Consider the following 23,024-nt stretch of genomic DNA (forward strand, 5'->3'; position numbering starts at 1 on the left):
GAACATGAAAGGTGCTGGAATGACGTTAACATCATTTCGCATTAGTGTATATGCGAAATAAAAAACGAGATTAGATCAGTCGTTTTCCATTGGATAAAATGCTATTTAAAACCGCTAACCAATTTATTCGGTTAGCGGCTGCTCCGTTTTATTAAACGTTACACGATTTGCCAGTTCTAAGTCTTTCACGGCGTCTTCAGCTGTAACAAATCCTTCCCATCCTTCTTCTTCAATGATTCGGCAAAAATCAAGGAAACGGTCTTGGACCATTGCCTCATACCACAATTGCCGCTGCTCCAATTTGATTGTCCGTTCGTATGAAATGCTGGATAGTGCTTTAAGCGGGAACGATTTATTTTTGAAACAATGAAAGGCTGAAGAGCGTACTTTTTCAACAGCGTTTTCTACCGGTTTTTTCGGTATGCTGTCTAGTATTTGATCGATCAGCTCGCCCTGTTCTTTTGAGATTTTGCCCTCTAAATATAATTTTTGGGGAATCCATCCTTCAAGTACAATCCGTCCATGAGTGCAATGAATTTCCCATTTTGTCGATTCCGGTGCGTCAGGATCCATCGTAAAGCCGTGGTAATATTGAACAGGAACTAAAGAATATATGTTGTTTCCCGAACTTTTTTCGTCTTGTTGATAAACTGGTTTATGAAGAACGCTTGCCCAAACACGCTGTTTTTCACCGTTTTCCTCCGTCAGAGCAAAACCGTTCGCATCGACCGCTTCTCCGAGTATGTGGCGACCGACCTCAAAAAAATGAACTCCATGTTCAATAAAAATGCCTCCGCTTAGTTGATCATTCCAAAACCAATGGCCATTGGCGACGTGATGAGCCGAGTTGGTGAGACTTGCATGATGCACGAATCCAAGCAGCCGATGGCGGACGATCCATTCAACAGCTTCTACTAGCGGATTGTAACGCAATACAAGGTTCACGGCGAATGCACGCTTTTGTTTTTTTGCATAGTTCGCATTTTCCAAAAGTTCCTTGGCATAAAGGGCACCAGGTTTTTCTAACAAGACATGCTTTTCGTGTGTTAAAGCCAGTCGGCTAAGTGAGGAGTGAAGATGGGGCGGTGTTGCTAAAATGACAATATCGATTTCAGGATCGGCTATAAGGTCGGCTGCCTCATAATATTCTTTTGGCGTTATCGCATTATGTCTCTGTTTTTGAAAAGCAGCCATCACGCTCTCCCGTTTTGTATCCGTCCTTCCTGCGACAGCTGTCAATTGAAATTCAGGCAGCCGTGCAAGCGCACCGGACAAAAAAGTGGCAAATGCGCCCGCACCTGCGATCCCCACTCGGTAAGTCTTCATCTTGCCAGACATGGTGTTTTCCCCCTTTACGTTATGGAGTTTGACAACTTCATTATAAACGAAAATATAGTCTCGTAAATTTTGAATTGCACAATTAGTAGGATGTATATTTTTCAAAACCGATTCTGTCAAGTGTAAAAAAAGTTTGAAAGATTTGCGTGAATGAGAGCAAGGAAATGACAGGATGATCGTTGAATCAAATCTAGGAAACCTGCTCAAACAACGATTCCTAACAAATAACTTTTAATTATTTATTTGTATGCAAAAGCGATTGCCATCATGATTCAAAGGAAATTCGGGAGTTGCTTCCGGAAAAATCCAATCTGCCTTGATTATAAACATTAGAAAATATAGCTTTCTGCAAATGGACTGATGCAAACAGTTTGGAATCACTTATTGATGCTAAGCTTATTGAACAAAAATCAGCTTTCGAAAATATTTGCCGGCGCTTCCATTAGTTTAGTTGAGACGGGGAAAAAATATAACTGCTGCAACGAAATTTTTTTGTAATGTGAGCATTTTGCATATTTTTTGACCCAAGAGCCATAAGGATTTCAAAGACATAAAAAAGGACTTCACCCCTAAAATGTAGAATTTTTGAAGTGACGAAACCACAAAAATTCAAAAGGGAGGAAGTCACTTTGTATATTCTACAAGAAAGCCTATTTTCCTTTGAAGAACTGCAAAAATTAGAGTCAAAAGAGAAATTACCTATCTTTTTTAGCTCGCTTGATTTACGCCCTTATGCTAAACAGTTGAGAAGTTCTTCACCCCGAGGGGCTGACGGTCATTCCAGAGAAGGGATTCTAAGGGCTCTCATCGCTGCCCCACTCGAAGGCATCGACACCTTTACCGCCCTTCATCATCGATTGGATAAAGACCTTCGTTTCCGTTATCAATGCGGTTTATCGATTGATCGCCCCGCACCGTCTATCTCCACTCTCAGCCGGGTTTTTGCGGCACTTACCAAAAAAAAGCTGGCTGAAAAGATCTTCCTTGACTTGGTACAGTTAGCTCAGGAGGAAGGAATAATTGACGGCAGCCACCAGGCCATCGACAGTGCCGCCATTGATGCCTATGAAAAGAAACAGCCCAAAAAGCGTAGTGAACAAACGGGTAATGCCAATTGGGGCGCAAAATATGATTCCTTCGGCAATAAAATTACCTGGTTTGGCTATAAGATGCATCTTTCAGTCGATACCGCAAGCGAACTGCCAATAGCCATAAAAGTAACCCCTGCCCATGTGAACGATGGAGAAGTCGCACCAGAATTAATAGAGCAAGTGGCAGAGCGTACCAAATCCAAAATTGAATTTCTGATCATGGATGGCGGATATGACCAACTAAAAAACTATGAATCAGCCAAAAACATTGGAGCGCAAGCCATTATCCCGCTCAATTTGCGCAACGAAAAAGAGCCTCCTGAAGGGATTTCTTCCAATGGAACTCCGCGTTGTTCCATGGGTTATGAAATGACTTATTGGGGAGCTGATAAGGACCAGCTCAAGTTCAGATGTCCTCACGCAACCGGCAAAGTGGATTGCCCATTAGGAATGGCAGCCTGTTCATCTTCCAACTATGGAATGGTGGTAAAAGTCGACATCAAAAAGGATGTGCGCCGATATTCCAATCCGCACCGTGATACAAAACGTTGGAAAGAGCTTTACAACGAGAGGACAAGTGTAGAACGCTGTAATTCAAGAATGAAAAGCTACCTTACGGCGAACTCCCTACATGTATGGGGAATTGAAAAAGTAAAGACCCATATTTACCTGAACGCTATTGTATTACTTGTTTCAGCGCTAGCGATGGCAAAGGAAAATAAAGGGAAGAAAGCCGCTTAAAAAAATTCAATGTGAAAAATTCTGTAGGTATGCCCGAAAACAAGATTATTGTAATATTTTGTAAAATAACATGCTGGTAGCTATTTGCCGAGTGCTTTATTTTTTATACTTTTATCCAAAAAATCTAATTTTGCAAAATGCTCAATGTTTAAAATATTAAAACAATAAATTCATATTTTTTGATATGATGAAAGTAAGGTTTTGCAAAAAGAGGTGTAAAATGGATTTTCCTGTTTATATACATTTGGGTCCTGTTTCGATTCATCCGCATTTATTTTTTGAGACTTTGGCTTATTTTGTCGGTTTCAGAGTTTACTTGCATACGAGAAATAAAGAAAGAATTCCGCTTGATAAGGCGATGTGGGTCGTGATCGGTGCGATAGCCGGGGCTGCGTTAGGATCAAAGCTCCTGTATTGGCTTGAAAATCCTGTTGAAACGCTGAAAAATGTGACGAATCTCAACTATTTAATGGCCGGGAAAACGATCGTCGGTGGATTGCTGGGAGGATTGATCGGAGTTGAAACCGCAAAAAAGCTAATCGGCTGGAAGCGCTCGACAGGCGATGATTTTGTCTTACCGCTTATTATTGGCATGAGCATTGGCAGGATAGGCTGTTTTTTCACCGGCCTCTCAGACCATACGCACGGCACCCCAACGACTTGGGTGACGGGTGTTGATTTTGGAGACGGCGTACCGAGACATCCAACTCAAATATATGAAATTGTCTATTTATGGCTGATCGGTTTTTTCGTTCTATACATAAGAAAAAAGAAAACATCTCCGTGGGAAGGGTTTCTGTTCCAGTTTTTTATGGTTTCCTATTTGCTGTTTCGCTTTTTTATTGATTTTATCAAGCCGACACCTCACCCGTATTTTGGGTTAAACAACATTCAGTTAGCAGCTTTCGTCGGATTGATGTACTATTTGTTCCTTATAAGGAAAAAGAGAAGGGAGAAATTTCAGTATGCCAAATAGACCATACATTTTCTATGAATTAACGAACAGCATTTGTTCGAAATGTTTGCGGAAAACGGAAGCAAAAGTCATATTTGAGAATGATCAAGTTTTTTTAGTAAAACATTGCCGTCATCATGGAAGAGAAAAAGTATTGATCTCAACCGATATCGAATATTACAAAAAATGCCGTGAATTTTTGAAGCGTGCAGAAATGCCGTATCGCTGGAATACCTCCATTCAATACGGGTGCCCGTATGATTGCGGCTTATGTCCGGATCACGAGCAGCACAGCTGCTTGGCATTGGTGGAAGTTACGGATCAGTGCAATTTGCAATGCCCGATCTGTTATGCGGAGTCTTCCCCGAAAAAACAGAAATGGCGCCCACTAGAGGAAATTGAGAAGATGTTTGATGCGATTGTGAAAAATGAGCGGGAACCAGATATCGTTCAAATCAGCGGCGGCGAACCAACGATCCATCCACAGTTTTTCGAGATATTAGAAATGGCGAAATCGAAGCCAATTAAGCATATAATGGTGAATACAAACGGAATTAAAATTGCCCAGGACAAAAAATTTGCTGAAAAGCTGGCTCGCTACATGCCCGGATTTGAAATTTATTTGCAGTTTGACAGTTTTGAAAAAGAGGCGTTAATCGATCTGCGCGGAGTGGATTTGCGAGCAGTCCGAGAGAAGGCAATAGAACATTTAAATGAATACAACATTTCCACAACATTAGTTGTCACGTTAAAAAAGGGTGTAAACGATCAGGAGGTCGGAAAAATCATTAAATACGGTCTTTCGCAGCAGGCAGTCAGGGGAGTCACCTTTCAGCCGGTGCAAATTGCCGGAAGAACAAAAAATTTTAACCCTGCAACTGACCGATTAACGTTGAGCGAAGTTCGCAGCATGATTATCGAGCAATCGGAGGTTTTTCAAGCAGACGATATTATTCCTGTCCCTTGCCATCCTGACTGTTTGGCTATGGGGTATGCGCTGAAGTTAAACGGGGAAGTGAAGCCTCTGACGGGTATGATCGATCCACATATTCTCCTTGAAGGAGATCAAAATACGATCGTATTTGAACAAGATGAACAATTGAAACATAAAGTTTTTGAGCTATTCAGTTTAAATCATTCTCCCGGCTCTTCCGCGATGTCACTAAAAGATTTATTATGCTGTCTGCCGAAAGTAGCGATACCGGAAAATATTAGCTATAACAATGTGTTTCGTGTAATTATTATGCAATTTTTAGATGCTTACAACTTTGATGTTCGTTCAGTTAAAAAATCCTGTGTTCATATTGTACATCACGACGGCCGCATCATTCCGTTTGACACGTATAACTTGTTTTACAGGGACAGCCTTGAAAACCGGCTGAAAGAAATTCAAACAGAAATGGCGATGACTGTGCATGAATGAGCATACAAAAGACATTTGGAAAGGCATCGGTATTGTGCTTCTTTTACATGGGCTATTGTTGATTTTTCCGATTACGATCTTTTTTATCGGTTTTGTTCAGGTGATTTATATCATTCCAGCAGTCGTGATCGCCTTAATGAAAAGAAAAACAGCGATTGCTCAAGGAATACTGATCGCAGCTGGGATTACGTTTTTAGTGAATACAGCATGTTTCGGAGTGTTTATGATGGGATGGTACTAACGTAAAGAGTTTACAAACATGGTATAAAAAGCTGTAAATAAAACTTGTAGAGAAAAATATTGTCCTTCTCTACAAGCTCTGTAGCGCTAATCTAGGGGAAAATGGTCAAATTCTAGGATTAACTTTCATAATGCCCTTTCGCCTCTTTTTTCGGCCATATTGTATAGCTGAAGCTCCATAAAAAATCGATAAACAGGATGAACGTCCATTTTGCCGAAAATGATAAAAGTGCTTCTGTTTTCTGGAAATCGTTGACGAAAAGAACCATGAACAGGAGAAGTGCATTCCCAATAATCCATGCTAGAAGGTGGCGGTACCAGCCTTGCCGTTCGTAAGCAGCATGCTGTTTTCCGAATTGAGGCCGTTTATTTGGCCGCTTTCCTCCAGCAAATCGGTAAGCAAACTGTTCATCCGCCCATTGAATCATCCGTTTGCCAAATGCAACCGAAACCCCAATATATACAGCAGACAATCCGTGTACAAAATGAGCTGTTGCGCCGTCTTTCAAATCGATAACCGTTGCGATGATTAAAACAAGATCGATAAGAGGCGTACACAATAGAAGCAGCGACCCGATTTTTTTCCAGCCTAGAATATATCTGGCGAATAATCCGGCGCCGACAAATATCCAAAACAAAACTTCGCATATGGCAATGAGCCAACCGATCATGATTCCACTCCTTTTTAAAACACACGTATTAAATAAAAATTTAACACAAGTGTATTAAAAAAACAACCATGATATAATAAAAATATGCCGAAAAAAGTGGATCACGTAAAACAAAGAGAAAAAATTGCGGAAGCGACATGGAATGTCATTGCAAAAGGCGGGATGGAAAAAGCAACCGTTCGCAATATTGCGAGAGAAGCAGGAGTTTCCGTCGGTTCATTAAGACATTATTTTTCAACTCAAGCAGAACTGCTGTCATTTGCAATGAAATTGGTGTCGGAAAGGGTGAGTCAACGAATTAACGAAATTGATTTTTCTATGCCGCCGCTTGATGCAATGAAAAGGATGATCCGGGAGGTTTTGCCGCTTGAAGATGATACAAAGAAAGAAATGGAGGTATGGTTTGCTTTTACCCAGAAAGCTCTTTCGGAGCCGGAACTTCAGTCTTTAAGCAAAGAAGTATATCTTAAAATGCGTTATGGATTTGAACAGGTCATCAAGACTTTAGTCAAACTTGATCTTGCGCGGCCGAATATCAATGTAGAGCTGGAGGTGGACCGTCTGTATGCGCTGATCGATGGCTTGGCCATTCATGGATTAATGCATCCGGAATATTTATCTAATGAGATGATCGAATCCATTTTGGACAGTCACTTAAAATCTTTGTGCAAACAAGAGGTTTTATAATGGTTTCCGTCGAAACTAAGAATATAAATCAAACAAATTCACATCCGCAAAAAAATGAAAGTTTAGGAATCCTTTCTAGCTTCTGATATAAAAGGAGGTGGGAAAATGGTTCAGCTTTATTACACAGATCAATTCAGTTTTGCACCTATTGTTGCTCTGCAGCAATCATTGAAAGAACATGAGAAAAAACAGTCTATTGTTGAAAAAATATATGAATCCAATCTTGGGGCCCAATCAGAAAAGGACAACATAAAAGATTTGAAGAAGGAAGCGCTGGCACACGGATCTGTTCTGAAAACAATCACGTTAAAAAGGGGAAAGTCAAACGCTCTAATCGTTCCTTGGAAATCAACTAAGTTCTACGCGAAAGCAAGGGGGCGGGCAGGATTTGGGCGTTTTGACCGCCTCGGTGAAAAAATTGATGATCTAGCTTCAGAATATGTTTATTTAAAAAACTGGATTGAAGAAAATTTTTTTGGTGAACAACGAAAAGAGCGGCTCGACAAACTCGATCATTTTTTTCAACAAAGCATCCAACAGTTAGCTGATTCTTTTTCAAAATCAGTTGGCGGCTTTTTTGTGAAGCATGGTCTCCCAGACGTGAAAGAGGAGATGTATAACGATATTTTAAAAGCTTATGAACAGCGCATCGAACAATATACATCTTTTTTACGCAAGCATGAGGATTATGCCCCAATCGACAGAACGGATGGTGAACAGCTGTTAAGGGGAAACCATACTTTTAAGTTGGAGGCGCTCCGCCAACAATTTTTACAGAAGGAAAGCGCTTTAGAAACCGGCGATCATTATACAATATATGATTTTGAAGCGGCTGGGTCCTTTTATCAAGAAGCGGTCCGAACAGAACATGGCTATACGGCTGCAAAAAGCGAAGAACAAATCGGGATTGAACTCGGATTATTAGGGATGAAGCTGGAAGCATTGCTTCATACACCATTGTCTGAAAAAATGCGTGGCAACCTTGAGCATGTATACCATTCATATATCCAAAAAACGATTGAATCATACAACCGCTTCCAGGAGGAAAAGAGGGAAGAAGCATATGGACGGAGCAAAAGGGCTTATTCCATACTTGATTCGAAAATCATCGATGACATTATTTCAAGTATGAGAAGGCACGCAAAAGAAAAAAATATAGATCATGTCTTTTTGCATATTATACCGTCTGCTTACGTTTCATATGAACAAAAAACAAATGATGCGAATTGGAATGATCTTGTCCGTTATCATTCCTCAAAAAACGACTGGGACATGTTTTTTCAAAATGATTGGTCGGCGCATCATGCGTATTATCCATTTACTTACAATAATCTTATCAACAATTGGAACTCTTTTATAAATAAAACAGAGGGTCTATTGGATATGAAATTTGATCAAGAGGCGGTCATTTTTGAAGCGAGAATTTAATTTATGAAGAAATGGATAATCAAACATTAAATGGAAAAAAGTCCGTTCTTTGAAATCATTTACAATGTTGCGATGGATGAAAAATTCATAAATTTGAAGGGAAAATGGAGATCCACGTCAAAATCCCAGTATTTTACCTCTGGGACTTTGACGTGGATTTTTTTATTTCGGGTGCAAGTGTAATAAAATGGAAAGGTCTTTGCATCATTCAAGAAAAAAGGAATAGCAGATCAACAAGAAAATAGTTAAACGATTCATCACCGTTATGAAGACATAATGAGCGGCCGCACCGCCTAAATTTCATAGTTTGAGGAGTAAAGTAAGAATTGTTCCTCTAAAGAAAACTTGGGAAGGTTAGTCAATGTAACAAAGGATGTAAACATTGATAACCTGACGATTCGGTTCTTTTATATGTGTTAACAAACGAATTTAAGTAAATAAATTAAACAAACTTTGCGATGTGAGCCATTGACAGATCGTCATGAACTGAAAGAAATGCAAAAGGAGGACACGTCGTTTTTGATGACCGTTGTTCCTCCTGCCCATTTGCGGTCAAAACGAATTACATTTCACAGCTCTGATCGTTGCATAGTCCTCCGCCATCAGCTGCCAGTGGTTTGAGCGGCGAAGAAGAGTTTTCTTCATCCCATATTTTTTGAAAGCTTTTCAAAAATACTTCTGTTGGCTGTGCTCCAGAAATGGCATATTTGCGGTTGATGACGAAAAACGGCACACCTCTGACACCGAGACGTGAGGCTTCCTGTTCATCCTTTCTAACTTCCTCTTCCAATTGACTGCTTGAAAGCATTTGCTTGACTTCGTCGCCATCCAAGCCGATTTCTTCTGCGAGTTCAACTAAAACTTGATGGTCACTGATTAATTTCGATTCAGTGAAATAAGCATAAAAGAGCCGTTCGTGCATTTCTCTTCCTTTCCCTTTTTTATCTGCATATTTCGCTAATCGATGGGCATCGAACGTATTTGTTGGCTTCATTTCCTCGAAGCGAAATGTCAATCCGACGGACTCTGCCTGTTTGGCAACATCGTTATTTGCCCGCTTCGCTTCCTCAACGGAAATGCCGTATTTTTGAGCAATGATTTCATGGATGGAAAGATCGTATTCCTTTTTGGCAGTTGGATCAAGCTCAAAGCTGCGGAACACGATTTCCGCTTGCTCCTTGTGCTGAAACAGCTCGAGCGCTTTTTCCATACGCCGCTTTCCGATATAGCAAAATGGGCAAACATAATCAGACCATATTTCAATTTTCATGTTTTCACCTTCTTTTATGAATCAATCGCACATCCATTGTATCGAATGAAAAGAAACAACTTCAACTTTTTCGACTTGACAGAAAGAAACAGGAAAACTTCATTTTTCATAAAACATTAAAATGATTGAATCTGTTTCGGACCTATGACGTTTGCGAAAAAAGCGTGAGATTTATCTGCAAGAAGATGTAAAATGTTGATCAACGGAATGGAATCGGAGCGTTTCATGTAAAACGGCCAGCGAAACATTAGAACTAACAGCGATTTTGTTAATATTACAGATGAAATCAACCTGAAGCCTTTTTATTAAAAAATTACGGAAAAAAATGAACTTTTTCCTTTCACGATTTGTATAAACAAATGAATGATGGGAAAGGAGATGACAATTATGCCTGTAACCGGCTGGGTAATCAGTTCAATTGTAGGCGGAATCATCGGAACGATTTTCGGTGTTTCGATCGCTTCTTTAAATAAAAAGGTCGTTCGGGATCGATGGGGAAACATTGATTTTAAAAAAACCGATCTTTATTTCTATTGGACCCGTTGGGATACGATTACGGTTATATCCGCAATTTATTCATTTTGCTGCCTCACAGGACTCTTTATCTTTCTAATAAGGGGAGATAACATTAACAGTCCTGTCATTCAATTTTTCCTTCATCAATCGTTTATGTTTACTTTAATGACGTTTCTTTGGTTCATCGGAAGAATCCTGTATGTGTTCAAAGGAATTAAAGAGCGGTGGTCAGATGAATTTAACAGATGAAAAGCTCATGGAAAAATTTCAAAACGGTGATACGGAAGCTTTGAACGAGCTTTATGAACGATATCGAGCACCGCTTTTCCGCTTTATTTACCGTTGTACACGGGACGACCAGCTTAGCATGGATGTCGTTCAAGATGCATTTTTGAAGCTGCAGCAAAAAAAGCATTACTTTTCCCCTGAAAAAGGGAGGCTGAAGACATATCTTTTTCAAATTGCTTATCATACGATGATCAGCAAAATAAATATGAGAGCAAGGTGGCACCGTCTTCTTCCGTTTTTATATAAAGAGCCTGTCAACATATCCCGTTCCGATGAAAAAATGGAGGTCGAGCGGATGCTTCAATCGCTTTCAAACGAACAGCGGGCCGTTATCGTATTGTTTTATTATCATGATCTGTCACAAAAGGATATTGCGCGCATCTTAAACATACCTTTGGGCACGGTGAAATCAAGGCTGCATCAAGCGGTTCAAAAAATGAGGAAAGAATGGGGGATCGAATCTGATGGAAAAGGATCGTGAAATTGATAAATTATTAAAAAAATATACAGTGGAAGTACCGGATTTTCCAATGAAAAAGTCAAAAATGGAGAAGCTTGCTAATTGGCTGTGTGAAAAGGCTTCATTTCCGATTCCTGAAGAACGAATCACCTTTAAAGGGATGGTATGTATTCAGGTTATTCCAATTGTTGTTTCGCTAGCTGTTTCGGTTTGGATGATTTTGTGAACCGATGGATGGGATCATCTTTGCAGGTTGATCCCTTTTTCCATGAATTGCTCGCCGTTTAACTGACACTTGAAACAGGAGCTTCTCAGTTCTATAACGAAAGCATTGAGAGTGCAACGGACAGTCCTGCCTGCTAACTCGTCGAATCTGCTCTTAAGTGATGCGGATCTTTTACAGTATAAAAGCTTAGCTCACACAACATTTTTCTATGCGAAGAACATATTTTAGAGAATGGAAACTAGCGTTCAGCACGTTAGAGAAGCCTTCATTTATTGGAATGCACCTTTCACGCGTTTGAAGAAGAGGAAGTTTGCCAATTTTCATACAAATTGATTGACAGGTTGATAGTTAAATGATTTAATAGTTAAATAGTTGAACTATTTAAAATAGGGGGCAGACAATGGATCGAAAAAAAATAGATGAATTGATCGAACGGTATATTAAGGTTTCGTTCATTGTGACGAAAAGAGCGGAGGAACTTGTGAAATGTGAAATTGATCCAGATATCACAAACGAACAACACTATCTTTTGCGCTATATCCATCAAAAGGAAAGGTGCACTTCAACAGAACTAGCTAATGTTTTTCGAGTGAACAAAAGCGCGATCACAGCGATGATTAATCGGCTTGTTGAGAAAGGATTTGTTCAGCGAATTCGCGATGAAAAAGACAGGAGGGTCATTTATTTGGCTTTGACTGAAAAAGGGAGCAATTTGTTTGCAAGTACAGAAGAGAGAGTTCATAAAGTTGTAGGATCGTTCATAACAAAATTTTCGGAGGACGAGATCGAATCATTTATTCAAACCTATGAAAAATTGGCAAACGTATTGCTTGAACTGGAGGTTGAGTCATGAGGGCAATCCTGAAAGGAAAATGGTTTGTACTCATTTTATGGCTTGTCGCTGTTATTGGTTTGCTCTTTACATCGCCAAACATGGAGGAGCTTGTGCGCGAAAAAGGGCAAATTACGGTTCCAGAAGGTTATTCCTCTTCGATCGCGAATGACATTTTAAAAGAAATTCAGAGCAAAGAGCATTCAGGAGATCTAATATCAGTCGCCCTTGTGCTGCATAATGAGGACGGGCTGACAAAGGAAGATTGGAAAGAAGCGGAACAAGCTGTAAAACAGCTTGAACAACACAGCGAGAATTTACGGATTACAGAAATTGTTTCGCCTTTTCATCAAGAGGAGTTAAAGGATCAGCTTGTTTCAAAAGATAAAACCACCATCTTGACGTCAATACAAATGGAAAGAGACGGAAGAACGGCAAAAGAAATGACATCCGCTCTTTATAAAGTGATCGATAATATTTCATTAGAGCATTATTATACCGGCAGCTGGATCATCGATGAAGACGTTATTGTCAGCTCGCAGGAAGGAGTGAAAAAAACAGAGGGCATAACAGTCGTGTTTATTTTGATTGTCTTGCTGATCGTTTTCCGCTCGCTTATAGCGCCATTTGTGCCGCTCTTGACAGTCGGCATGACATATTTGGCATCACAGTCAATTGTCGCCTTTTTAGTTGAAATGGTGAATTTTCCATTGTCCACTTTTACGCAAATATTTTTGGTCGCCATTTTGTTCGGGATCGGTACAGACTATTGCATTTTACTGTTAAGCCGCTTTAAAGAGGAGCTTGGCAAACAAGAAAGCCGAACTGAAGCGATTGTAACAACCTATCGCACGGCAGGAAAAACAGTGTTTTTCAGCGGTTTAGCCGTTATGATCGGCTTTGCGGCGATCGGATTGTCATCATTTAAGCTTTATCAATCGGCTGCGGCAGTCGCTGTCGGAGTCGCCATCCTGCTGGTAGCACTTATGACGCTTGTTCCGTTTTTCATGGCTGTGCTTGGCCCGGTGTTGTTTTGGCCAGTTAAAGGAAATCTGGAACATAAACAGAGCAAGCTATGGGACTTTGCAGGACGTTTTTCGTTCACCAGACCGCTTGTTTCTTTAATCATCGTAGGAATCATTACCCTCCCAGTGCTGCTTTCCTATGACGGCAAGCTGTCGTTTAATTCCCTTCAAGAAATCGGGGATGATTACGACTCTGTCAAGGCTTTTAATATTATTTCGAAAAGCTTCAACCCAGGCGAAGCGATGCCGACAAAAATTGTGATCAAAAATGATGATAACATGAATAGGACGGAATATTTTGCTTTAATTGAAAAAATAAGCAGAAGCATCGAAAAAGTTGAAGGTGTCGAGACGGTCCGCTCAGTAACGAGACCGACAGGCGAACAGATCGACCAATTATTTGTGACAGAACAGGCGAAAACGCTGAAAGACGGAATTGGTCAGGGAAATGAAGGGCTTGAACAAATCAGTTCCGGTTTGAATGAAGCGAGCAAAGAGCTTTCTGCATCATCTCCGAAATTAAAACAAGCAACAGACGGTATTGAAGCACTCGTTTCCGGAACAAATGAATTAAAAGCCGGCGTCGGTGATCTTGAAAAAGGGCTTTCGCAAGTTAAACAGGGGATCGAGAGCGGATCGATGGGTGCCGGTGACATAAAGAAAGGGCTTGAGACCGTTCAAAACAATGCGAAAAAGCTGCAATCCGGCGCAGAACAGCTTTTGAAAGGATATGAAACAGCCGGAAGCAGTCTACATTCATTGCTGAAACAATATCAACAGATGGAATCACATCTCGGTCAATTGTCAACACATTTATCCGGCATGAGTGAATCTTTAAACCGCATCGAACAACGACATCAGCAGCTTCAGCAGGATGCTGAGTATCAACAGGTAAAAATGGCAGCTTCCCAGCTTAGTGAACAAGCAAAACAAATGAGAAGCGGATTTCAGCAAATTAACGGAGCGCTTCAGCGAGTGACAAATGGAATAGAGCAGGCGAACCGTTCATATTCTGAATTACTTTCAGGTCAAAAAGCGCTTGTTAATGGAATGGGAGAGCTCATCAACGGGCTTGATCAGCTGCAAAAAGGGTTGGATAAGGCAGCGGTTGGACAGCAAACCATCATTTCAAAATTGCCGGAGCTGTCTAACGGCTTAAGCCAAGTCAACAATGGACAGGAGGAATTGCTGCAAGGTTTTTCTCAGCTGGATGGACAAATGAATCAGCTGATTTCAGGCCTTGACAAAAGCGTGGATGGTCTAAATCAAGTAGCCGATGGTCTCGGTTCTGCCGAAAATTACTTATCTGGTCTTTCTTCTTCAAATCAGGAAATGGCAGGCTGGTACATGCCGAAGGAAGTGCTTGAAAGCAAAGAATTTGCGGATGCGAAAGAAGCTTACTTATCGAATGACGGCAAAGTGACAACCATTGATGTTGTTTTCGAGAAAAATCCATATTCAACTTCAGCGATGGATCAGCTTACTGAGGTCAAACAAGCGGTGGAGTTTGCCGTAAAAGACACGAAGCTTGAAAATGCGAAATTTGCCTATGACGGAGTTACTAGCATTTACTCCGACTTGAACGAGATTTCAGCAAACGACTATTCCCGCACAGTTGTATTGATGCTGATAGGGATTGCTCTTATATTAATTGCATTGCTGCGCTCGTTTGTCATGCCGATTTATTTAATTTTATCGCTTATTCTAACGTATTACACATCAATGGCGGTGTCAGAAGTCATTTTCGTTCGCCTTCTTGGATACGACGGTTTGAACTGGGCAGTTCCATTTTTCTCATTTGTCATTTTAATTGCGCTTGGCATAGATTACAGCATCTTCCTTATGAACCGCTTCAACGAATACAGAGATTTGCCTGTCACAGAAGCGATGCTTTCAGCTATGAGTCATATGGGAACGGTCATTATTTCCGCCGCGGTCATTTTAGGCGGAACATTTGCGGCGATGCTTCCGTCCGGTGTGCTGTCGCTGCTCGAAATTGCCACAATTGTTTTAACAGGATTATTTTTATATGCTCTTGTTGTACTGCCGCTATTTGTACCGGTGATGGTCAAAATGTTTGGTAAAGCGAACTGGTGGCCGTTTATGAAAGAGGAATAAGCGAGAAGGGAACATACGCTTTGTGCGTAGGTTCCCTTATTTTCATTTGTGCTATGAGAGACTTCTGCTATCAATGAATTGAACGGAATTTCCGCACTTGAAAATTGTCTTCAAGTAATACCCAATTTTGCGGGAACGGATAGCCAAGTACCCAATAACTAAATCCCCGTAAACCGTAATCCTTTACCGCATCAAATTTTGCCCGGGTGCTGCGCGCGTCTTCAAACCAGACCTCATGCGTACGGCCTTGTTCATCCACATACCGATAAAACGGAGATTGAGATGTTCGATCATACTGTATCACAGCACCATGTTGAACTGCTCGACGAATCGCTTCTTGCATATCGAATGTTTCTGCTTCCTGACCTTGAACATGGGGAAGGAGCCAGTCACGAGCATATACTTGGAAGCCCATAAAGATTTTATTTCTTGGAATGACGGTTACAGCATAATCTAGCACTTGTTTGATTTGATTAAGCGGAGAGATCGCCTGAGGAGGTCCAAGCCTATAACCCCATTCGTATGTCATTAAAATAACGAAATCTGCAATCCTGCCGTGTGCGGCATAGTCGTGTGCCTCATATAATATTCCTTTTTGTTCTGGGCTCGTTTTAGGGGCGAGCGCGGTCGAAACAAAATATCCTTCTTTGTGCAATCGGTCAACGGCGCGCTGTAAAAATTGATTATATAACTCACGATCGTCAGGAAATACATTTTCAAAATCAATATTTAATCCACGATAACCTTTTTCTTTCATAGTGTTTATAATGGTGGTCAATAATCGATCTTGCAGTTCCGTATTTGAAAGGATGGCATGAGCCAGCCGTGACCCGGGGTCCCTGAACGTAAAATTTGTTATGCTCATCATTGGTATCACTTGTTCTGTTAAAGCAGCTTGAAGAATCGCTGTGTCGTTTATTGCATCGAGTCCGCCGTCTTCCCGGATGATGTAGGCAAATGGAGAAACGTATGTTAAAAAGCTGCCAGCTTCTCGAACTTCTTTTCCTCCTTCTTCGCCTGCATGGATCGTATATGCATTTACGTCAATGACTGGTTTTACAAAAGGAATCGTTAATCTTGTCCCCGGATAAAGAAGGTCGGGATTTTGAATTCGATTGGCTTTGGCAATTTCCTGTACGGATATACGGTAAATTTGAGAAATTTGCGATAAATTCTCTCCAGGCTTCACAGTATGGATGCGAGGCGGAATGTTTAAAATTATTCCCGGATTAATTTTTGAAGGATCACTAATATGGTTAGCCTGAACAATAGACCCGACGGCAACTCCATATTTTTGGGCAATTTGCCATAATGTTTCCCCTGCTCGGACGATATGTTGACGAAAAGCAATGGGAATCACAAGTGATTGGCCAATCAGTAATCGATTAGGATCGGGCAGACTGTTTGCAGCAATAATTTCAGAAAGACTGATACCGTAGCGTTCAGCTATGTTCCATAAAGTCTCTCCTCTTTGTATAATATGAATGATCATAAGTGCCTCCTTTTTTTGTTTATATATATGTTGAAAATGGTTGATCTAGAAAATGACATGAGAGAAAATAGTTTACTGAATATAATTTTTTAAGGTCTTTACATATAACAAGTGTAGTAAATTGTCGTTAATGGATAATTGAACTAATCATCAGGCCGAATATACTTGTAAACGTTGTGCTCTTCATCAAACAAATAGATCGGTCTTCATCTCCTCCTTTACAGCGTCATTTTCTGTGTGGGTGCTAGAAAATTATTTAACGGGTTTGATTCTCATCTGAACGGCAGGTTTGCACTTTCAGACAACAGAAATTTATTGAAAAATTCTGTTGTCTTTCATCATTTTAAGAGCTTTTACGAAAGCGCCGTTTTTTTAAGTCTCTTCTTTTTTTACAAAATGAAAATTTTAGAAAATCAACTTTTTTACTTAAGAACGTTTTTACGTAAAGGAGTTCAAGCGGGTAGAAGAGAAATTATATTTCTGGGGAGGGTTCAGGATGAAATGGATTTACATTTTTTTAGCGATACTGGGTGGGATGATGATAGGAATACAGTCGCCGATTAACGGAAGTCTAGGTAAAAAAATCGGTGCTGTTGAAGGAGCATTTGTCTCTTTTTTTGTTGGAACAATGGTTTTAGCGTTCCTTGTTTTATTTTTTGGAAAGGGCCACATTACCGATTTGTTTCAAGTTCCAAAATGGAATTTGCTTGGGGGATTTTTAGGCGCGATGTTCGTCACGTTTACCATTATTTCTGTTCCGAAGGTTGGGGTGGCCGTAACGCTCCTTGCAGGAATCATCGGTCAAATGGCCATCAGCGTCATCATTGATCATTTTGGATTATTTGGAATGCCGAAAAATCGAATAGACATAAACCGCCTGATTGGGATCGGGCTAATGCTGACAGCTCTGTTCTTTCTTTACCGCGGCAGTGAATGAGATTTGTTTTTAGGGGAAAGCAGCGTATAACATAAAGTATCACCCTTAAAGAGTCAAGAACATTCTTACATTTTCTTGACTCTTTATGTTTGATTGGTTATAATGAATTAGCCATTTAGTTCGTTTTATCATGGATCCATTATAAGTCGTACCTCATATTGAAATGCAGGCGATCTTATATGGTCTGCATTTCTCATGAGTGTGCGGCTTTTTTTCTTATGAAAAACAAACAATGAATGGTAAAATCTTTTTTTTGGAGGAAAAAGCATGAACACAGGTAAGGTAAAATGGTTTAACAGTGAAAAAGGGTTTGGATTTATTGAAGTCGATGGTGGAGACGATGTGTTTGTTCATTTTTCGGCGATTCAAGGCGATGGTTTTAAAACGTTAGAAGAAGGGCAAACTGTTAAATTTGAAATTGTCGAAGGCCAACGCGGACCTCAAGCGGCAAACGTACAAAAAAACTAATCCTTTCAAAGTGGCGCCTTATTTAGGTGCCGCTTTTTTTAGAAATTTATAAACATCTCGACTTGAGGATTACTGTTCGATAAAGCAGCATGTGTATAAACATTCTTGATTTTTAAATATATTGGGGAGGTCGAAAGAGGGGAGACCATTTTCGAATATATGTGGTTGACTGTTTTGAGTTTTTTAGAAATGCAGGGGGAACAAATAGTACATAACGTTTTAATTCGCGTGTAGTTAATGAATGATAAGGAGCTGTCCAGAAAGTGGAGCCCATTATAATCATAAACATCGATATGAACGTTTCTAAATATTAAAGGGGTTTGTCTATAAGCCGAAAAAATGACTTATTTGACAAATCCCTTTTAAATATTTGAAACAAACTGCATACCATTCCAGCTTCGTCGTGACACCGTTTTTAAATAGAAACAAGCTAACTTTTTGTCGTAAACGCAGCATCCGGAAGCTTTTTTATTTATTGCTGTTCTTCCAACACCTGTTTTAACAAATCACCTAAACTTGTGCCAAAAGAATCGCTTTTCGGGCTGTATTTTTGAATTAAAGCCCGATCTTTGCGGTTATTGACTGCCGTTTTCTTTTCTTCCGCTTTTTCAACCACATTGCAGCGGCGGCATTGGAAGTAAACGCCGGCTTTGCCGTTATGGATTTCCATTCGTTTTTTGCATTGTGGACAGCGCCGGTTGGACAGCTTCGGATCTTTTCGTTTGCTATAGCGGCATTCCATGTTCGAACATGCTAATAAACGTCCTTCTTTTGTAGAACGTATTTTTAAAAAGGAGCCGCATTCCGGGCACATGGAGCCGGTTAAATTGTGTGCTTTGTAGCTTCTATCGCTATTTTTTATTTCATTAACGAGCCGTTTCGTTTGCTTGCGAATGTTGTTTAGGAAAAATTCAGGATTTCCTTTTCCCCGTGCGATCGCTTCAAGCTCTTTTTCCCAGCGCGCTGTCAGTTCAGGTGATTTTAGTTCATCATTGACAAGTTCAATCAGTTGTTTACCTTTTTTCGTTGGGTAGAACCTGCCGTTTTTTCGCTCAACCGCTTCTGTTTCGATAAGTCTTTCAATAATATCCGCCCTAGTTGCAGGAGTGCCGAGTCCGAACTTTTCCATCTGCGTAAGAATGTCCGCCTCTGAATAGCGAAGAGGAGGTTCTTCCAATTTTTCTTCTATTTCTACTTGATGAACAGCAAAAGATTGTCCTTTAACTAAAGCAGGGATGTTTCTGTTTTCCGGCTCATCCTGCTGCTTCCCTAAAACGGCTTTAAATCCATTATTCAATACAATTGTCTCTTTTGCAGTGAGTGTTTCTCCGTTCACATCAAAAACCGCATGGACGGTTTCATATTCGTAAGCAGGATAAAACAGCGCCAAAAACCGGCGGGCAATCAAATCATACAGCTTCCTTTCATCAGTGGAAAGCTGGCTCATATTTAGCGGTTCCTCCGTCGGGATAATGGCATGATGATCGGTCACTTTTTCATTATTGAACACCCGTTTTAATAAAATTTTTCCTTTGTTGGAAAGGAGAGGACGGATTTCGTCTTTATAGCCGGAAGCCATTGCCTGAAGCCTGTCAAACATTGTCGATTCCATATCCGCAGTTAAATAACGGGAGTCTGTCCGCGGGTATGTGACAAGCTTATAATGCTCATAAAGCTTTTGCAGTATCGTTAACGTTTTCTTTGCGGAAAATCCGAAACGCTTGTTGGCATCCCGCTGCAGCTCGGTTAGGTCGTATGGCAGCGGCTGATGTTCTTTCTTTTGCTTGCGCTCCACTTTGATGACTGTACCTTTTTTACCATTCAGGTTTGCCAATAGATGTTCAGCCGTTTCTTTGGAAAAAATTCTTTTTTCGCCGTTTCGCTCCCAGATGGTATGAATGGAACCGATTTTTGCATGAATCGTCCAATACGGCTTCGGTACAAATTTTTGAATTTCTGTTTCCCTTTTCATGATCATGGCAAGGGTTGGGGTCTGCACGCGCCCTGCCGAAAGCGGGTCATTATATTTCGTCGTCAAAGCTCTTGTCACATTTAAGCCGATGAGCCAATCTGCCTCAGCACGGCAAACAGCAGACTGATATAATGCTTCAAATTGTTTCCCAGGTTTTAAATGCTTGAAACCGTCACGAATGGCTTTATCGGTCTGAGATGAAATCCATAGGCGCAAAATCGGCTTTTTCCAGTTCAGCTTTTTTAAAATCCATCTTGCAACGAGTTCGCCTTCACGTCCGGCGTCTGTTGCGATAATGCAATCTTTAATGTCCGTTCGTTTCGCCAACAGTTCTATGCCTTTATAATGCCGGCTCGTTTGTCTAATTACTTTTAACCCCATTTTTTCTGGGATAATTGGCAAATCTTCCAGCCGCCATGTTTTATATTTTGGATCGTAATGTTCCGGCATCTTCAATCCAATTAAATGACCGAGCGCCCACGTTACGATATACTTGCTTCCTTCAAAGTGAAATTTATGCTCTTTTTTGCAGCCAAGCACACGGGCTATCTCACGTGCAACGCTCGGCTTTTCAGCTAAAACGAGAGATTTCATATAATGCTCCTTTCTTTCAATCAACAACGTTTTAAGTATAACGGAAAGGAGGGAGGCTTGCATTAGTTGAATGAAAAAGCATAATATGTTTCAGTTTTATATCTCTTAAGGCAATGAATTCTTGTAAAGGTTGTACTATGGGATGATTGACTGTTCTCATATAGAGGATGCATGTTCAAATTTAGTTCTTTCGTATTACCTCAAGAAATCAATCACACTCAATTTAGGAACATGTTCGTTTCTTAAAATCAGCAGAGACAAGGAGAAAGCTGGCAATTTTGAAAATTAACAAAAATAAAAAACGAAATATTTTAAAATCTGTTACAATATAGGTAAAAAGGGGTGGATTTGTGGAAGCTTGGCAATTTGATAAAAAAAGGTATATATGGTTGTCCTTATTAGTGCTGGTGCTTTGTTCCAATTTTCTAATATATAGGTCGCCTTTGTCGATTATGGTATTGCCTGAGGAAATGGGATGGGTCATCCTAGGCACTTTAATGGATTTGGCAATCGTTGTTCCGCTTTTAATGGCAGTAATATATAAAAAGAATTTTTCAGTTGCTGCTAAAGACGGTGCAGTCAGGAAAAATTAAACCGGAACAGTTAGTCACTCATCGTTTTTCGCTGGACCAGATTTTGCAGGCATACGAAGTATTTCGCAATGCGGCTAAAGAAAAAGCGATGAAAGTCATTTTATCCAATGATTAACCTTTAAAAATCTTGATGTAAGTGAAGCATTGTTCTTAAAAAGTAAACCATTTTATTGTAACCCCGTCCTAAACTTAGAACGGGGTTATGTGTGTTGGATGGATGCTTAAACCTATCTGTTCATTTTTCATATAAACTGTAAAATTTAAGAAAGCAAAAACGTGCCAGCTGCTGTATGTTTACAAGACTTGAAAATAAATTAGGCGTATTTTATTCGAAAGCTAAGTCAACGATTCGGTGGGGGAGAGAAGCTATTTCACGGAGTTCGTTCATTTTGGAAAGGCTTTTTTCAACTTCTGCTTCTTTTTTTATAGCATTGCCGTCATTTTAAGTTATGAGTGTTTGTGATCTGCGCGCTTTGCGAATCCTCATGGAACATAGAATAAATCATAATAGTCTAGAGTCTGATATTGATTTCAAGATTATTATCTGTTTTGGAGGCTCGTTTTTACTATTGGTTTTAAACACTCAAGACTTTTCAGTCCCGAATGCTTTCACTTGATTAATGAAAAGATTAGGTTAATAATTGAGGTGCAAAACTTGCATTTCATTATTTTCTGTTTATTCTGTCATTCATAAGCTTTTTGATTCAATTGAAGGGGGAATGTTATGAAAATCGCTGTTGCTGGAGCTGGCGCGGTCGGCGGCTATTTTGGAGCTTTGTTAAAGAAAGCCGGACATGATGTTGTTTTTCTTGCAAGGGGCAAGCATTTAGAGGCAATGAAAAAATCAGGTTTAGTGGTTAAAACGAATGATCAACTCCTCACAATAGACGGTGTTTTTACAGATAAAATAGAGGATTTTGCTGATTGTGAGCTGATACTGTTTTGTGTGAAATCAACAGACACGGAAAGTACAGCAGAACAGATTGCCTCTTTGCAGAATGATCGCGCAGTTGTTTTGACGCTGCAAAATGGAGTCGACAATGAAGAAAAGCTCGCTCAAATTTTAGGTGGAAAAAGGCTCTTGTCAGCTGCAACCTATCTGTCGTCACATGTGGAAGAGCCTGGGGTCATAAAGCATAGCGGAAGAGCAAAACTAGTAATCGGTGCTCTGGATGAATCTCTCATTTCGTTCCGCGATAAAGTGGCAGATCTTTTTCGTCAAGCTGAAATTTTTGTAAAAACAACAGATGATATCATGCTGGATAAGTGGAAAAAGCTGTTGTGGAATGCAACCTTCAATCCGCTTGCTGCTTTATCCAAAGCGACTGTCGGTGAAATTATGGAGCATAAAGAATTGAGGAAAACAGCTGAAAATGCTTGCCGAGAAGTGATGCGAGTAGCCAATAAAATCGGGATTCCATTAGATGAAGAAATGTTTCATCGCACTTTTGCCAATTCAGGAGCAGCTCTGAAGCATAAGCCGTCCATGCTGCAAGATCGATTGAAAGGAAAAAGGATGGAAATCGAATCATTGTGCGGGTTTATCGTGAAAAAGGGGCGGCAGATTGGTGTTGAAACGCCTGTTCTTCAAACGTTGTACAGCAATTTGCTTTTTCTTGAAACACATCGATGATCCGATGGACAATTCCTATACACATG

20 protein-coding genes and 1 pseudogene are annotated in these 23,024 nt (G+C 40.2%); 16 read left to right on the plus strand and 5 right to left on the minus strand.

What is annotated here, in order from left to right; translation table 11 throughout:
* Positions 1-123: 123 nt before the first annotated feature.
* A complete protein-coding gene (locus NSU02_RS09480; RefSeq protein ID WP_339195534.1) occupies positions 124-1,338 on the minus strand; it encodes a Gfo/Idh/MocA family oxidoreductase in 1,215 nt (404 codons plus the stop codon).
* A gap of 629 nt (positions 1,339-1,967) precedes the next feature.
* Between NSU02_RS09480 and NSU02_RS09485 the strand changes: the two genes are divergently transcribed.
* The 4 genes from NSU02_RS09485 (at position 1,968) to NSU02_RS09500 (ending at position 5,789) form a co-directional block, all read left to right on the plus strand.
* Positions 1,968-3,170: a transposase gene (locus NSU02_RS09485; RefSeq protein WP_339192838.1), complete on the plus strand. Its 1,203-nt coding sequence runs from the start codon at positions 1,968-1,970 to the stop codon at positions 3,168-3,170.
* 220 nt (positions 3,171-3,390) lie between these two features.
* Positions 3,391-4,146: a prolipoprotein diacylglyceryl transferase family protein gene (locus tag NSU02_RS09490; RefSeq protein ID WP_063389548.1), complete on the plus strand. Its 756-nt coding sequence runs from the start codon at positions 3,391-3,393 to the stop codon at positions 4,144-4,146.
* Complete coding sequence (locus NSU02_RS09495; protein WP_339195537.1) at positions 4,136-5,548, plus strand: radical SAM protein; 1,413 nt, start codon at positions 4,136-4,138, stop codon at positions 5,546-5,548. The genes NSU02_RS09490 and NSU02_RS09495 overlap by 11 nt, the downstream gene beginning before the upstream one ends.
* Complete coding sequence (locus tag NSU02_RS09500; protein ID WP_063389546.1) at positions 5,541-5,789, plus strand: hypothetical protein; 249 nt, start codon at positions 5,541-5,543, stop codon at positions 5,787-5,789. Before NSU02_RS09495 ends, NSU02_RS09500 begins: the two co-directional genes overlap by 8 nt.
* Before the next feature lie 118 nt (positions 5,790-5,907).
* Here NSU02_RS09500 and NSU02_RS09505 read toward each other — a convergent pair whose 3' ends face one another.
* Positions 5,908-6,459 (minus strand): hypothetical protein, encoded by a 552-nt coding sequence (locus NSU02_RS09505; RefSeq protein ID WP_339195540.1) that lies wholly within the window; start codon positions 6,457-6,459, stop codon positions 5,908-5,910.
* 84 nt (positions 6,460-6,543) lie between these two features.
* Here NSU02_RS09505 and NSU02_RS09510 point away from each other — a divergent pair, with 84 nt between their 5' ends.
* Together NSU02_RS09510 and NSU02_RS09515 are read left to right on the plus strand one after the other, a co-directional pair.
* Positions 6,544-7,146, plus strand: coding sequence for a TetR/AcrR family transcriptional regulator (locus NSU02_RS09510; protein ID WP_339195543.1), 603 nt, complete (start codon positions 6,544-6,546; stop codon positions 7,144-7,146).
* 105 nt (positions 7,147-7,251) lie between these two features.
* Positions 7,252-8,574, plus strand: coding sequence for a hypothetical protein (locus NSU02_RS09515; RefSeq protein ID WP_339195546.1), 1,323 nt, complete (start codon positions 7,252-7,254; stop codon positions 8,572-8,574).
* Positions 8,575-9,136: 562 nt separating this feature from the next.
* Here NSU02_RS09515 and NSU02_RS09520 read toward each other — a convergent pair.
* The gene (locus NSU02_RS09520) at positions 9,137-9,844 is read right to left on the minus strand and encodes a DsbA family oxidoreductase (protein ID WP_066246684.1); all 708 of its coding nucleotides are present in this window, start codon (positions 9,842-9,844) and stop codon (positions 9,137-9,139) included.
* A 387-nt stretch (positions 9,845-10,231) separates the two neighbouring features.
* On the opposite strand from NSU02_RS09520, the gene NSU02_RS09525 reads away from it, so the two are divergent.
* The 5 genes from NSU02_RS09525 (at position 10,232) to NSU02_RS09545 (ending at position 15,309) form a co-directional block, all read left to right on the plus strand.
* A complete protein-coding gene (locus NSU02_RS09525) occupies positions 10,232-10,609 on the plus strand; it encodes a hypothetical protein (RefSeq protein WP_063389541.1) in 378 nt (125 codons plus the stop codon).
* Positions 10,593-11,129, plus strand: a complete 537-nt coding sequence (locus tag NSU02_RS09530; protein WP_094245727.1) for an RNA polymerase sigma factor — start codon at positions 10,593-10,595, stop codon at positions 11,127-11,129. Before NSU02_RS09525 ends, NSU02_RS09530 begins: the two co-directional genes overlap by 17 nt.
* Positions 11,113-11,334 (plus strand): hypothetical protein, encoded by a 222-nt coding sequence (locus NSU02_RS09535; RefSeq protein ID WP_094245728.1) that lies wholly within the window; start codon positions 11,113-11,115, stop codon positions 11,332-11,334. Before NSU02_RS09530 ends, NSU02_RS09535 begins: the two co-directional genes overlap by 17 nt.
* 400 nt (positions 11,335-11,734) lie before the next feature.
* Positions 11,735-12,187: a MarR family transcriptional regulator gene (locus NSU02_RS09540; protein ID WP_063389539.1), complete on the plus strand. Its 453-nt coding sequence runs from the start codon at positions 11,735-11,737 to the stop codon at positions 12,185-12,187.
* Positions 12,184-15,309, plus strand: coding sequence for an MMPL family transporter (locus tag NSU02_RS09545; RefSeq protein WP_339195552.1), 3,126 nt, complete (start codon positions 12,184-12,186; stop codon positions 15,307-15,309). The genes NSU02_RS09540 and NSU02_RS09545 overlap by 4 nt, the downstream gene beginning before the upstream one ends.
* 70 nt (positions 15,310-15,379) lie before the next feature.
* Here the strand turns inward: NSU02_RS09545 and NSU02_RS09550 are convergent, their stop codons facing one another.
* Positions 15,380-16,801, minus strand: a complete 1,422-nt coding sequence (locus NSU02_RS09550) for a LysM peptidoglycan-binding domain-containing protein (protein WP_339195554.1) — start codon at positions 16,799-16,801, stop codon at positions 15,380-15,382.
* A 496-nt stretch (positions 16,802-17,297) separates the two neighbouring features.
* On the opposite strand from NSU02_RS09550, the gene NSU02_RS09555 reads away from it, so the two are divergent.
* Both NSU02_RS09555 and cspD read left to right on the plus strand, forming a co-directional pair.
* The gene (locus NSU02_RS09555; protein ID WP_063389536.1) at positions 17,298-17,738 is read left to right on the plus strand and encodes a DMT family transporter; all 441 of its coding nucleotides are present in this window, start codon (positions 17,298-17,300) and stop codon (positions 17,736-17,738) included.
* Positions 17,739-18,005: 267 nt separating this feature from the next.
* Positions 18,006-18,206: a cold-shock protein CspD gene (cspD, locus tag NSU02_RS09560; protein WP_063389535.1), complete on the plus strand. Its 201-nt coding sequence runs from the start codon at positions 18,006-18,008 to the stop codon at positions 18,204-18,206.
* Positions 18,207-18,678: 472 nt separating this feature from the next.
* Here the strand turns inward: cspD and NSU02_RS09565 are convergent, their stop codons facing one another.
* The gene (locus NSU02_RS09565) at positions 18,679-20,772 is read right to left on the minus strand and encodes a DNA topoisomerase III (RefSeq protein ID WP_339195558.1); all 2,094 of its coding nucleotides are present in this window, start codon (positions 20,770-20,772) and stop codon (positions 18,679-18,681) included.
* 350 nt (positions 20,773-21,122) lie between these two features.
* Between NSU02_RS09565 and NSU02_RS09570 the strand changes: the two genes are divergently transcribed.
* From NSU02_RS09570 to NSU02_RS09580, 3 genes and pseudogenes are all read left to right on the plus strand, one after another.
* Complete coding sequence (locus tag NSU02_RS09570) at positions 21,123-21,365, plus strand: hypothetical protein (protein ID WP_339195561.1); 243 nt, start codon at positions 21,123-21,125, stop codon at positions 21,363-21,365.
* A pseudogene (locus NSU02_RS09575) lies at positions 21,331-21,480 on the plus strand (alcohol dehydrogenase); the annotation flags it as partial. The gene NSU02_RS09570 and the pseudogene NSU02_RS09575, both read left to right, overlap by 35 nt.
* A gap of 609 nt (positions 21,481-22,089) precedes the next feature.
* Entirely contained in the window at positions 22,090-22,998 is a 909-nt protein-coding gene (locus NSU02_RS09580) for a 2-dehydropantoate 2-reductase (protein ID WP_063389532.1), read from the plus strand.
* The last annotated feature ends 26 nt before the right edge of the window (positions 22,999-23,024 follow it).

It is taken from the genome of Aeribacillus sp. FSL W8-0870, assembly GCF_037963755.1.
Classification (GTDB): Bacteria; Bacillota; Bacilli; order Bacillales; family Aeribacillaceae; genus Aeribacillus; species Aeribacillus composti.

Bases quoted from the DNA above. Each gene is read 5' to 3' on its own strand.
- NSU02_RS09495 (WP_339195537.1), top strand. From the start codon at position 4,136: ATGCCAAATAGACCATACATTTTCTATGAATTAACGAACAGCATTTGT.
- NSU02_RS09505 (WP_339195540.1), bottom strand. From the start codon at position 6,459: ATGATCGGTTGGCTCATTGCCATATGCGAAGTTTTGTTTTGGATATTT.
- NSU02_RS09520 (WP_066246684.1), bottom strand. From the start codon at position 9,844: ATGAAAATTGAAATATGGTCTGATTATGTTTGCCCATTTTGCTATATC.
- NSU02_RS09480 (WP_339195534.1), bottom strand. From the start codon at position 1,338: ATGTCTGGCAAGATGAAGACTTACCGAGTGGGGATCGCAGGTGCGGGC.
- NSU02_RS09525 (WP_063389541.1), top strand. From the start codon at position 10,232: ATGCCTGTAACCGGCTGGGTAATCAGTTCAATTGTAGGCGGAATCATC.
- NSU02_RS09580 (WP_063389532.1), top strand. From the start codon at position 22,090: ATGAAAATCGCTGTTGCTGGAGCTGGCGCGGTCGGCGGCTATTTTGGA.
- NSU02_RS09490 (WP_063389548.1), top strand. From the start codon at position 3,391: ATGGATTTTCCTGTTTATATACATTTGGGTCCTGTTTCGATTCATCCG.
- NSU02_RS09530 (WP_094245727.1), top strand. From the start codon at position 10,593: ATGAATTTAACAGATGAAAAGCTCATGGAAAAATTTCAAAACGGTGAT.
- cspD (WP_063389535.1), top strand. From the start codon at position 18,006: ATGAACACAGGTAAGGTAAAATGGTTTAACAGTGAAAAAGGGTTTGGA.
- NSU02_RS09545 (WP_339195552.1), top strand. From the start codon at position 12,184: ATGAGGGCAATCCTGAAAGGAAAATGGTTTGTACTCATTTTATGGCTT.
- NSU02_RS09535 (WP_094245728.1), top strand. From the start codon at position 11,113: ATGGAAAAGGATCGTGAAATTGATAAATTATTAAAAAAATATACAGTG.
- NSU02_RS09565 (WP_339195558.1), bottom strand. From the start codon at position 20,772: ATGAAATCTCTCGTTTTAGCTGAAAAGCCGAGCGTTGCACGTGAGATA.
- NSU02_RS09515 (WP_339195546.1), top strand. From the start codon at position 7,252: ATGGTTCAGCTTTATTACACAGATCAATTCAGTTTTGCACCTATTGTT.
- NSU02_RS09555 (WP_063389536.1), top strand. From the start codon at position 17,298: ATGAAATGGATTTACATTTTTTTAGCGATACTGGGTGGGATGATGATA.
- NSU02_RS09550 (WP_339195554.1), bottom strand. From the start codon at position 16,801: ATGATCATTCATATTATACAAAGAGGAGAGACTTTATGGAACATAGCT.
- NSU02_RS09500 (WP_063389546.1), top strand. From the start codon at position 5,541: ATGAATGAGCATACAAAAGACATTTGGAAAGGCATCGGTATTGTGCTT.
- NSU02_RS09510 (WP_339195543.1), top strand. From the start codon at position 6,544: ATGCCGAAAAAAGTGGATCACGTAAAACAAAGAGAAAAAATTGCGGAA.
- NSU02_RS09540 (WP_063389539.1), top strand. From the start codon at position 11,735: ATGGATCGAAAAAAAATAGATGAATTGATCGAACGGTATATTAAGGTT.